This window comes from Candidatus Poribacteria bacterium (assembly GCA_009839745.1).
Lineage (GTDB): Bacteria > Poribacteria > WGA-4E > WGA-4E > WGA-3G > WGA-3G.
The window spans coordinates 60,131-70,989 of the sequence record VXPE01000050.1 but is presented as its reverse complement, the minus strand read 5'-3'; the positions used below and the strand labels follow the sequence as shown (position 1 = coordinate 70,989).

General features: G+C 48.6%; 12 protein-coding genes. 8 read left to right on the top strand and 4 right to left on the bottom strand.

Translation table 11 applies throughout. The features are described 5' to 3' along the window. The 3 genes from F4X88_08540 to F4X88_08530 all read right to left on the bottom strand — a co-directional run. On the bottom strand, positions 1 to 184 hold a 184-nt coding region (locus F4X88_08540), incomplete at its 3' end, for a hypothetical protein (GenBank protein MYA56327.1). A gap of 86 nt (positions 185 to 270) precedes the next feature. Then, positions 271 to 519 (bottom strand): hypothetical protein, encoded by a 249-nt coding sequence (locus F4X88_08535; protein ID MYA56326.1) that lies wholly within the window; start codon positions 517 to 519, stop codon positions 271 to 273. Positions 520 to 610: 91 nt separating this feature from the next. Further along, positions 611 to 1,468 (bottom strand): hypothetical protein, encoded by an 858-nt coding sequence (locus F4X88_08530; GenBank protein ID MYA56325.1) that lies wholly within the window; start codon positions 1,466 to 1,468, stop codon positions 611 to 613. Between the two features lie 1,408 nt (positions 1,469 to 2,876). Here F4X88_08530 and F4X88_08525 point away from each other — a divergent pair. From F4X88_08525 to F4X88_08505, 5 genes are read left to right on the top strand one after another with little or no spacing between them, the layout of a single operon-like run. After that, the gene (locus F4X88_08525; protein ID MYA56324.1) at positions 2,877 to 3,674 is read left to right on the top strand and encodes a LamG domain-containing protein; all 798 of its coding nucleotides are present in this window, start codon (positions 2,877 to 2,879) and stop codon (positions 3,672 to 3,674) included. A gap of 16 nt (positions 3,675 to 3,690) precedes the next feature. Beyond that, complete coding sequence (locus F4X88_08520) at positions 3,691 to 4,467, top strand: PEGA domain-containing protein (GenBank protein MYA56323.1); 777 nt, start codon at positions 3,691 to 3,693, stop codon at positions 4,465 to 4,467. A gap of 27 nt (positions 4,468 to 4,494) precedes the next feature. Then, positions 4,495 to 4,794 carry a peroxiredoxin family protein gene (locus F4X88_08515; GenBank protein ID MYA56322.1) on the top strand — a complete coding sequence of 100 codons (300 nt, stop codon included), beginning with the start codon at positions 4,495 to 4,497 and terminating at the stop codon, positions 4,792 to 4,794. Further along, entirely contained in the window at positions 4,794 to 5,918 is a 1,125-nt protein-coding gene (locus F4X88_08510) for a DUF362 domain-containing protein (protein MYA56321.1), read from the top strand. The genes F4X88_08515 and F4X88_08510 overlap by 1 nt, the downstream gene beginning before the upstream one ends. 2 nt (positions 5,919 to 5,920) lie before the next feature. After that, positions 5,921 to 6,172, top strand: coding sequence for a hypothetical protein (locus F4X88_08505; protein MYA56320.1), 252 nt, complete (start codon positions 5,921 to 5,923; stop codon positions 6,170 to 6,172). Between the two features lie 170 nt (positions 6,173 to 6,342). Here the strand turns inward: F4X88_08505 and F4X88_08500 are convergent, their stop codons facing one another. Beyond that, positions 6,343 to 6,933 (bottom strand): hypothetical protein, encoded by a 591-nt coding sequence (locus tag F4X88_08500; protein MYA56319.1) that lies wholly within the window; start codon positions 6,931 to 6,933, stop codon positions 6,343 to 6,345. Positions 6,934 to 7,005: 72 nt separating this feature from the next. Between F4X88_08500 and F4X88_08495 the strand changes: the two genes are divergently transcribed. The 3 genes from F4X88_08495 to F4X88_08485 all read left to right on the top strand — a co-directional run bounded on the left by F4X88_08495 (position 7,006) and on the right by F4X88_08485 (position 10,856). After that, positions 7,006 to 7,494, top strand: a complete 489-nt coding sequence (locus tag F4X88_08495) for a Dabb family protein (protein ID MYA56318.1) — start codon at positions 7,006 to 7,008, stop codon at positions 7,492 to 7,494. Between the two features lie 107 nt (positions 7,495 to 7,601). Continuing rightward, positions 7,602 to 8,990 carry a sulfatase gene (locus F4X88_08490; protein ID MYA56317.1) on the top strand — a complete coding sequence of 463 codons (1,389 nt, stop codon included), beginning with the start codon at positions 7,602 to 7,604 and terminating at the stop codon, positions 8,988 to 8,990. Between the two features lie 21 nt (positions 8,991 to 9,011). Next, on the top strand, positions 9,012 to 10,856 hold the full coding sequence (locus F4X88_08485) for an MBL fold metallo-hydrolase (protein ID MYA56316.1): 1,845 nt from the start codon (positions 9,012 to 9,014) through the stop codon (positions 10,854 to 10,856). The last annotated feature ends 3 nt before the right edge of the window (positions 10,857 to 10,859 follow it).

Genomic DNA, 10,859 nt, shown 5'->3' with positions numbered 1-10,859 from the left:
TTGCCTGTTTCATGATTTCAAGGTCTTCAGGCGAGATTGTGCCTACAAGTTTAAGTAGATTTTCCCCCGGGTAACGCTTTGACAGTTCACCCGAAAGTTCTAACGCAAAATCCAAAACCTGTTTCTGTTGCAGGGGAGTGAGTTTTTCTATCTGTTCCAAAAGTTCTGTCTTTAAATTCTCCATTGTGTCGCCTCCTTTTTGATGAGCGGATGTGGTTTCTGTGCTTACCAATTTCTTGAAAAGATTTTATCACAGGTGGTATGAGAAAATCAATGCTTTTTGGTATACTGTCCTTGTGATAACGATGTCATTCCACATCCTTCCTCAATTGTCTGCTTCATGATTTCCAAGTCTTCCTTCGAGATTGTCCCTACAAATTTAAGCAGTTCCTTTCCCGGTGTGCCTCTTATCGGTTCCCCTAAAAAAGAGAGAACGGAATTTAAAATCTGTTTCTGTTGCACGGGCGTGAGTTTGTCTAATCGCTGGATAATTTCTTGAATAGTCGTTGGTTTTTCCATCGTGCCGCCTCCTTTTTTGGATAATCACAAGATGGGTTCTGACCTTCATGGATTTTGCTGTGGATAGTTTACCATCAACCTCATCCAAAAATCAATAGAAGAGTCGGACTGAAAACAGTGAGGTCTGCGAACCGTATCTCTCGTTCACGAAGGCGTAATCTAAACTAATATTGCCGCGCTGGTAACCAAATCCAGCGGTGGGTCCACCGCCGAAACGCCATCCCAACCGCAGCGCGAATTCACCGTATCTTATATCATTTCGGTACTCACATCCGATAAGCGGGACACCGTTAGCGATCTCAAAAGCCGCTAACACAGCCTCCAGTTGTCTGTAGCGTGCCCCTGAGCCGAAATTGACGCTTACCGCAGCACCGATACGCCATTCACGGAGCAGCGACTCACTGTAGGTGGTTTTGGAGGGTGTCTCTTCAAGTCGACGATACGACAGGTTCGAGAACAGATTCGGGAAGACGATACCGATTCTAACCATTTCCCTCATAAAGTCATACTGGATGCCGAGATCAGTGCCCCATCCTGTTCCGCGCCCTAACGGCATCTGATCCAAATTGACCGAAGTGCTAAAGTATTTGGCATTAAAACCGATATGTAACCGCTTCCATATACGGGTTGCGAGAGACAGCATCACAATCCGTTCTTGAGAGATCCCTTCTGTATCGCTTGAGTTTAGGAGTGCTGCACCGAGGGTGTGTCCTTTCCGAATTGGGTGTGCCACGCCGACGAAACTGTAACCTAATACACCGTGCAGATCGAGGTAACTGACACCGATTTCGGGAGTCCGTAATCGTGCCAAACCTGCGGGGTTCCATATCAGTGCGCTGGTATCCTGTGTTGCTGCCGAGTACGCGCTGCCCATCCCCGCGGGTCCCGCCATGAGTTCGATATTCTCGAACGCCGCCTGAACCGATCCATTCAGCAGCAAAATTAGCATTAACAGCAGACATCGGAAGCGTTTAATAGTGGAATGGAGGGCGTAATTCGTGTTTTTCGTCCGTCTGTCTCCTTGGAGTCTTAGTTGTGTGGCGAAGCAAAGATTATTGTATCAAAAACGGCGGTTCTTTGTCAATCAACGGCGTTCATGAATTAGGGTTATTTAGTTTTAAGAAATTATCGAAGTTCTCGTCTTTTTTTACGGTCCGGTGCGGTTTGGTGAAGTTTCAGAAAATATCTCGGTAATTTGATATTTTCTCCAGACCCGGTAGGTGCGGTTTCTAACCGCACCGGGTATCGTTAGGAAATTACCGATTTAAATAATTAAACTTCATTAACCCCACCATAGGGATCAATTTAGGGATTTTACAGTGCTTTAGCAGTGATGAACATGCTGAAGAAACACCCAAGCAAAAACCCCTTACACGTCTTGGGACTTCGATCGAAAACGCTCCTATAGACATAAACTCCCTATCGGACTCAGGATGTTTATAGAAAACGGTTCTCTCAGGATTCCCAGCCCTGTAAGGGCAATATGTTTATAGAAAGCGGTAGCATTGTCTATTTTAGCCCTGTCAGGGCGATATGTTTATACGCTATACTCAGCAGTTTCGCATTCAAAAACATAGTTCATATCATCAGCAATCCCAAAAAGATAAAGAAGTTCAACATATGCTTCACCAAACCTCTTTGTTCAATGAGGGTATTCTTGATTCTTAATCAACTGTGCAAGAGCATACAATTGCGAATGAGAATATGAAAAAGCCGAAACACCTTCTAACTTTGATAAATATATCGACGCTACAGACATATCGCCCTTACAGGGCTGAATAGGGTGGGGTCCCTTCTTCTATAAACATAGCGTTCCTACGGAACTCAAGAGGTTGAGACACAATGCCCCCCATAGGCATCACGTGTTAAACCTAAGGCAGTGCTAAATTGACACCTATGGTGCGGTTAGAAACCGCACCTACCGGACCGGGGGATCAAAACGCGTAAAAAAACGGAAAACTAAATGACCCTATTCATGAATCAACGGGATTTTGAAGGTAATTATAGTGCAGAACAACTAACATTACAGTTTTTCCATACGCAATCATCTTGAGAATTAGGAAGTTTTTTGACAAATGCATGTGATTTTTAATGTTCCGTTCAACCCAGTCTATACGCTGGTTATGTAAACCGACTACCCGTTCAATTTGACATAATCCTACTATGAATGGTATACTATAAGGATTAGCGCGTGTATTTGATATTTCAGCCATTCACGATTGCCCCTTTTTGTGCATGCTGAAGCAAGAAATTGCCCCATTTCGTGCGAAATTTCACGCTTGAGATAGAAAATGGAATGGCATAGAAATTGCTTATCTGTTATTGTGAGCTGACAGCGATTTTGAGGAGGAACCTTAATGTTTTTATTTAAAAATGTACGAATAAGTCTTGCGAGTTTTATGGCGGTCTTTTTACTCACAGCACTACCCGGTTTCGCTGATATTGACCCAAAGAATATCAGGGGAATGTGGCTTTTTGACGAAGGGAAAGGTGGTGTCGCCATTGATTCGTCAGAACACGGAAACGATGGCGAGATTCATGGCGCAAAATGGGTAGACGGGAAATTCGGGAAAGCCCTCGAATTTGATGGTGCCAGCAATTGGGTGGAAGTTCCGCACTCAGACGCTGTCGCGTTTAAGGCGGGTGTCTCGTTCACGATTACCCTCTATTACAAAGGCAGCAAGGTTGGCGGCTCACTCGTCGGTAAAAACTATGAGGATACATCGCAGGCAGTGCCGTGGTATCTTCTTTGGGACAATGGATCTAAGAACACCGTGAGTCTCTATTTGCGTGATAGTGCCTCGACAAGTTTTCCTTGCCACGGCACCACGATTGTCGCCGATGAGAAGTGGCACTTCATCGCCGGACGCGCCGATGCTTCCAGCGGCAAGTCCTCAATATGGGTGGATGGCAAAATGGAAGCCGAGATTGATTTCAACGAAAAAGATGGATACGGCACCAGTGACGGCGTGTTTCACATCGCAAGACATTATGATCGGTATACTGAAGGTATTATTGACGATGTTGCCCTCTTCGATGTTGCTTTGGAAGAGGAAGATATGAAAGAACTCATGGACAATGGCGTTGAAACCGCGGCTGCGGTTGAACCCGTGAACAAGCTAACAACGACGTGGGGCAGAATAAAAAACAGATAAACACATAGGAAAAATTATGAGACCTATACACACGCTTGCTTTGGTATGCCTGCTGCTCGCAGGATTGAATTGTGGAACAGAAAACCCTGTTAAGGAAACGGTAGATACTTCGGCAGTTGAGACGCCGACAGGGACGCTACGTGGAGAGGTGCTACCTATTGATGGGGTATTGATTCAAGTGCGTTTACTAAGAGATGGGCAACTCTTAGCGCAAACTGAGGCGCAGGCGACTTATGAACTGACATCAATTGAAGCTGGAAACTACACGCTCCAAATATCGGCAAAAGGGTATGAAACCAAAGAAGTAAATGTCACTGTCACCTCTGGACAAGTCGTCTCGCTGGATAAGGTCGCACTTGTGGCATTGGCGACTCCGGTTTCGCACCTGCGCGGTATATTAACGGATAAAGCAACAGATGAACCGCTCGGTGCAGTCAATCTCCAACTCACTGATAAATCAGGCAAAGTTTACGAAGCACTGACAACAGGAGCGGGTATTTTCACCTTTGAAAACCTTCCTGTGGAACAAGCCTTCACCTTAGCGGTCGCACCTGCGGGTTACGAAAAGACCGAAGTCCGCGTGCATCCGATACCTGCGGCGGAGACCTTAGAGCTACAGGTTCAACTGACTCGGCGGGCTGAACCCGAGAAGTTGGATCCAGGTCGAGGCTTAAGCACTGGAAGTCAGGCACCCGCCTTTGAATTACCCGATGGCGATGGCAAATTACACGCACTCGCTGATTATGTCGGAAACACGAACGTAGTGCTGGTGTTTTACCGCGGCGGCTGGTGACCGTTCTGCAGAGGGCAACTCGGAGAGTTGCAAAAAAACTATGCGAACATTCGGGCGGCAGGCGCGGAACTCATCGCTATCAGTTCCGATGATGAAGGTGATACCAAAAAGACAGTCCAAGGCAGTGGACTTGAATTCCCTGTCCTCTCGGATAAAGACAGAGCGGTCATCAGTGCCTACAACGTCTTGGATCCTGGGAACAATAGGATAGCACGTCCTGCATCCTATGTCCTTCGCAAGGATGGGACAGTCGCTTGGAAATCTATTGACGGGGTAGCCGTGCGTGTGCCGACCGCGCAGATTCTCACGGAATTGGGGAAACTTTGATGAAACCTTACGACACCGTTATAGAAGAGATTATTGCCGACAGCCAAGAAGCTGCACGGCACCGAGATACGCTTGACCGCCGACAATTCTTAACCCGGCTTGCTACGGGTGTTGGCGGCATCGGTGGCGCACTCAGTACACTTCCGGCGTTCGCACAGTTGAGTAGTGGACAGTTACAGCCCGATACCACGACAACAACGCCTCTCACGCCTGTCGTTGAGGCGGTGAGTCAAAACGTCTGGGATGGCGATCGGCTCGATGAGGACGCTGTCAGTGAACTGATTGATCAGGCGATGATGAAGTTCACTGGACGTGCTTCTGCGAAGGAGGCATGGCGAGATATCGTTCTACCCGACGACATCGTCGGCATAAAAATCAACCCGCTCGGTGGACCGCAATTCAGCACACATCCTATCATTGTTGATAAGATTGTTGAAGGGGTATATGGCGCGGGTGTCCTCAAAAAACAAATTATTATCTGGGACCGGTTTGAAAACCATCTCTTGAACGCTGGTTACCCCATCAAACAAGATGAAGGCGCAGTGCAGACTTTTGCCTCTGATACAGAAGGGGTCGGGTATGACGACGAAGTATTTTACGAAAGTGAAAAAGACAGCGTTAACCGCCGAGAAAACGAAAGCACTCGCTCCCGGTATTCCCGAATCGTTACGCAGCATGTTGATGTGTTGATTAATGTTCCGGTTTTGAAACACCATGAAATGGCAGGGATCAGTGGATGTTTAAAGAACCTCGCGTTTGGCAGTGTTGATAACACACGCCGGTTCCATGGAAAACCGATCTATTGCAATCCGGCTATCGCCGAGATTTTAGAGCATAAGGTCCTGAAAGATAAACTCGTCCTCAATATCGTTGATGGACTGGTTGCATCGTTCGACCGAGGACCGACATATCACGCCGAAAGCGCCTGGAAATATGGCAGCCTCTTTGTCGGCGCAGATCCGGTTATCCTTGATGTCCTTGTCCTTCAGACTGTCAACCAGAAGCGCGAGGAGTTGGAGTTGGGGTCTGTGTCTAAATTAGCAAACCATATTAACACAGCGAGTGTCCTCGGTTTAGGCACAAATACACTTGACCAAGCCGACCTCCGGAGAGTTGAGATTTAACCATGAAATACGTACAGGTTCGTCTGTTTTCCCTTCTGATTCTCTTCTGCATCGCGATCACCCTTTTTCAGGCGACAGGATGCACAGTGACGTTCACGCAGAGCGATACGCTCCACCTCAGTCTATCGGAACCAGCGGAGGGAACGATGGACATCGTCGCCGAGTTTGAAGCAGGTGAGGCTGATAGTGTCGCCGGTGATGTGACGCAGAAAGCAGGGAGTGTGTGTGCAGGTGGGGCGTGTATTATCTATTAACAGGTTTCTGATCGTGCTGCAGTGCTCGCTTTGAAGACAGCATTATATGTGATTCTGAATCTCTTTAAGACTTCAGGGATTGTTTTGAAATCGCTAAATGCCATGGGTTCTCCCTCTTGTTTAAATCGTAATGCAAAAAGGCGGGTTGATGAACCCGCCTGTGGAGAATGCTACTGATCCGATTTAATTTCGCCCCAGGTTGTCGTTAGACTCCCAGCGGGGTCAACAGGAAGTACACCTTCTTCGAGGAAGATCGTCCACATGAGGACTGGATCTCCGATGACCTCATCAATACCGAGCAACTCCACTGTTCCTGCCGGATGCGGTTCATTGGATTTGTAGATAAAATACTCGGTTGGGGCGTGCGGAGCGTCCAACATGAGGATTTCTTCAGTATCCGTATATCCCTTTGTAAACCAGCCTTTCGGATCCTGTCCACGGTCTTCTGGACGTGTATGTCGGCTATCCCAGGCTTGGTAGATATAAGCCGGCCGGTCGATTTCAAACGTGAGTCGGTAGTCCTGTCCGCCGGGACAGTCTGCTGACGTGGAGACCTGCGTGAGTCCACGAAAGTCTTTCGGGATATTCGTAATCGTATAGTCCCTATCGTGGAAAAATTTTCCACCCTCTTCCAACTCGACGGCTTTATAAATCCCGCCCTTGTTATCCTTTATTTCTGTGACCACCACTGGATCGGCAGCGAAGGCACTTAGTGCGACTGCGATACAGAGTGCTGCGATACAAACATAAGTCAGTTTCATCTTTGATGCTCCTTTGTTATGGGGTTGCCAACTTCTTGAAACTTGAAAAAAAACAACATTTGTGTCATACTTATGATTATACAACAATTTTTCTCAATTTACCAAACAAAACGAATTTGCGCGGAGCCAGCAGGGAATCGTCCCGCTTTGAAAGTCCTTCTCTTTAGACTTAAAAGGTCCCGACCCAGGCGCGAATTAACTGAAAACCTGCCCGGAACAGAGTGGCGGGCAGCCCAGGAGGCCATAACTAAAAAAATGGTTGAACACATCGTTCTATTGAAGTTAAAATCAGGGATTACCGAAGCACAATTGGAAACTTTGTCCGATACGCTATTGGGAATGGCTGGTGAAATTCCCGGCATTGAATCCATAACTGCTGGCACGAACAACAGTCCTGAAGGTAAGAGTCAGGGGTATGCATACGGTTTTATCGTGCGTTTTACAGACGAAGCGGCACGCGACGCATATCTGCCACACCCGTTTCACCGCCAAGTCGCGAGCGAACACATCCGTCCACTTGTTGAGGATGTCCTCGTTTTCGATTATACCGCACCCCAATAACCAAAGTGTGTAGGGGCGAGGTCGCCTCGCCCGTCCAGAAAGCGGATATACGGAAAAGAACTAATTAACCGGAACTCACCTAACCGAACCGCAAGGAAAATTTAAAAATGAGTTTGAACATAGTCGTCGTTGTTTCAGATACACTGCGAACCGCATATCTCAGTCCTTATGGCAACGATTGGATTCATACGCCAAATTTAGCGAGATTTGCTGAACAGAGCGTCAGATTTACGAACGCCCACCCGGAATGCTTACCGACAATCCCGACGCGCCGCACCTTACACACCGGTAGACGTGCGTATCCATTCAGCACTTATACCCCCGTGCCGTGGGACAACGTTTATACGCCGGGTTGGCAACCTATGTCTTCCGATGAACCCGCGATTGCTGAATCGCTTGTCCGGAACGGGTATCATACCGGTTTCTTCGCCGATGTGCCGCATTATTTCGTGCCGGGCATGAATTTCACGCGCGGGTTCCAACAATGGGAATTCGTCCGCGGTCAAGCCGAAGACAGGTACCGGGGGGCTGCCCACGCCGATCCTGCACTGGTCTCCCGCTATCGCGGCAATCCAGAACGTATCCGTGCCCATATCGTGAACGTCCAACCTGAACGTCCAGAGGAGACGTGGCACGCCGCGAGGTTGTTCCGCTCCGCAATTGAATTCGTTGAACACAATCATCAGAATACGCCGTTTTATCTCTATGTAGATAGTTTCACACCGCACGAAACATGGGAAGCACCCATCCACTACTACGACCTCTACGGTAAGCGCGAAGATCGTGAACCGATCTGTCTCAATCTACCCTACGGTTCGCTCAACGACGCTGAACTTGAGGAACGGTTGCCGAGTGTTAAAGCCAACTACGCCGGCTTGGTGACGCTCGTAGATACTTGGTTCGGAAGGTTAGTAGATACCATTGATCGGCTCGGACTCCGTGAGAACACACTCATCGTTTTCCTCGCGGACCACGGGACGAACTTCGCAGAGAATCCAGACAAAGCCACCGGAAAACCGGCGAACTTTATGTATCCGGGCACGATGGACATTCCTATGATGGTGAGCCACCCGTCTGGTGTAAATGCTGGCACGACGTGTGATGAATTCGTCTATACGCTTGATGTGCCTGCTACCGTTATGGCAGCTAGTCAAGTCGAACCCGCTGGCGAGATTCAAGGACAGAATTTGCTTCCACTCGTTGAGGGGAAAAGCGGTTGGACATCGCGTGAATATCTGACCTGTCGCTATGTCAACTCCGTTTGGTATAAGGATGCGAGGAGTTGGTATTTCTCCAGCGTCGACTTCGATCAGGATGTCCGGCTATTCGACCTTGAAGCAGATGTCGCCTGTCAGCATAACATCGCTGACCAAGGTGCCGATCGGATCGCCCTTGCAAAAGAGCGGATCTTGGCGGATGCAGGTGGCCACTTGCCTCACTATAAACGCCAAGGCAGAACGGATGCCCTCGGCAGACCACAATTCGCAGAAGCATAGTTTTTGGGAAAAGGATGACCAATGCAGACCCGTTTCTCCCGACTCAGCCATCACCTATACGTTTATCATGGGCATATTAACATGGGTATTCTCCGAGATGGTGCCCGCGCGCTCCTCATTGATCCGAGTGGCACTACGCTCCGCACTACACTCTCGGATCTCGGAATCACCGACGTTGAACAGATTCTGTTTACGCATCACCATCGCGATAGCACAGCAGGCTTCCCGATGTCTGATAATGTTCGCGTCGGAATTCCAGCGAAAGAGGCGGCGTGGTTTAGCGGGGTCGAAACCTTTTGGAACGATCCGCAATATCGATGGCATCTCTACAATTACCGTCCGCACAATCTCATGCTCGCCAACCCTATCCCTGTGACGGATACGTATGCTGAGGGTGCGCAGTTTGAATGGGGACCGGCATCCCTGACAGTTCTTGAAACACCGGGACATACCGATGGAAGTGTCACCTATCTCATTGATGTTGATGGAGAGCGATTCGCCTTTTCGGGTGATCTCATTTATGACGAGGGGCAATTGTGGGAGCTTTACAGTTTGCAAAAGGGACAGCAGACGAGCGACTATCACGGTTTTCTCGGTGCCCGCGACGCGTTAACGGAGAGTCTTGAGAAAATCCGAGGGGCATCACCAACGACACTTGTTCCCACGCATGGGGTTGTTATGGACAGTCCAGACAGGGCAATCGATGAACTCCTACAGCGGGTGGCACACTGTTACGATAGATACGTCGCAATCTCCGCCCTCCGACACTACTTTCCAAAACTCTTTGCTGAATTTGAGGGACGCGCGGGACACATGCCTATTCGAGAGGGAAAGCTACCCCCCGAATTCCTCCGCCATTTCGGCACAACCTGGCTGATTATCTCCGAAAACAGTGAGGCGTTCGTGATGGATTGCGGCTCACCGAATGTTATCAAACAGATCCAACAATTACAAGCAGACGGTGAAATGTCGGAGGTTACCCAATTTTGGATAACACACTACCACGATGACCATGTTGACGCTATCCCTGAGTTTCAAGCGACCTTCCGTTGCGAAACGATAACGGATTCGGTTGTCGCGCGAGTGATCACAAATCCGAGCGGTTTCCGACTTCCATGTATTTCGCCTTCGGTTACCCGGGTCGATCGCATTACCTGTGATGGAGATTCTTGGCAGTGGAATGAGTTCACAATGACGGCATACCATTTTCCAGGACAGACCTATTATCACGGTGGATTGCTCGTTGAGGGACGCGGGGTTCGGATGTTTTTTGCAGGGGATTCCTTCACGATGGCGGGAATTGATGACTATTGTTCAGGCAATCGGAATTTGCTCGGCAAAGATGCCGGTTACGAAAAATGTCTGCGGCGTATTCAGCAGCTCAAACCGACGCATATTTTTAACTGCCATGTCGATCCAGCCTTTGATTTTACGGATGCTGAGATTCAGTGTATGCTGGACACACTCGCCGAACGTGAAAAATGCTATACTGAACTTTTTCCTTGGGACCACGCCAACTACGGCATGGACGAACATTGGGTCCGGTGTTATCCTTATGAACAGGAGATTGTGCTTGGAGAAACGGCACAGCTCCGCGTGGAGATAACGAACCATTCTTATGAACCACGCACAGCAATTGCCCAGCCGATCCTGCCGAGTGCATGGAATACGGAACTTTCTCCCGCAGAAACAACAATTCCAGCGAGATCAGACGGACACATCGATTTTTCCGTTCCAATTCCACCCAGTGAGTGGGAGGGGTTTGTAACCCAGACAAGCAGAATTGTCATACCTGTGGACATTACCTATGGCGAGCGTCCACTCGGTCAATTTCGAGAGGCAATCTTCGTTCTGACAGGAGATTAGAAA

Coding starts and splice junctions, on each gene's coding strand:
- F4X88_08500 (MYA56319.1), bottom strand. CDS start 6,933: ATGAAACTGACTTATGTTTGTATCGCAGCACTCTGTATCGCAGTCGCA.
- F4X88_08510 (MYA56321.1), top strand. CDS start 4,794: ATGAAACCTTACGACACCGTTATAGAAGAGATTATTGCCGACAGCCAA.
- F4X88_08525 (MYA56324.1), top strand. CDS start 2,877: ATGTTTTTATTTAAAAATGTACGAATAAGTCTTGCGAGTTTTATGGCG.
- F4X88_08530 (MYA56325.1), bottom strand. CDS start 1,468: ATGCTAATTTTGCTGCTGAATGGATCGGTTCAGGCGGCGTTCGAGAAT.
- F4X88_08520 (MYA56323.1), top strand. CDS start 3,691: ATGAGACCTATACACACGCTTGCTTTGGTATGCCTGCTGCTCGCAGGA.
- F4X88_08485 (MYA56316.1), top strand. CDS start 9,012: ATGCAGACCCGTTTCTCCCGACTCAGCCATCACCTATACGTTTATCAT.
- F4X88_08505 (MYA56320.1), top strand. CDS start 5,921: ATGAAATACGTACAGGTTCGTCTGTTTTCCCTTCTGATTCTCTTCTGC.
- F4X88_08490 (MYA56317.1), top strand. CDS start 7,602: ATGAGTTTGAACATAGTCGTCGTTGTTTCAGATACACTGCGAACCGCA.
- F4X88_08495 (MYA56318.1), top strand. CDS start 7,006: ATGATTATACAACAATTTTTCTCAATTTACCAAACAAAACGAATTTGC.
- F4X88_08535 (MYA56326.1), bottom strand. CDS start 519: ATGGAAAAACCAACGACTATTCAAGAAATTATCCAGCGATTAGACAAA.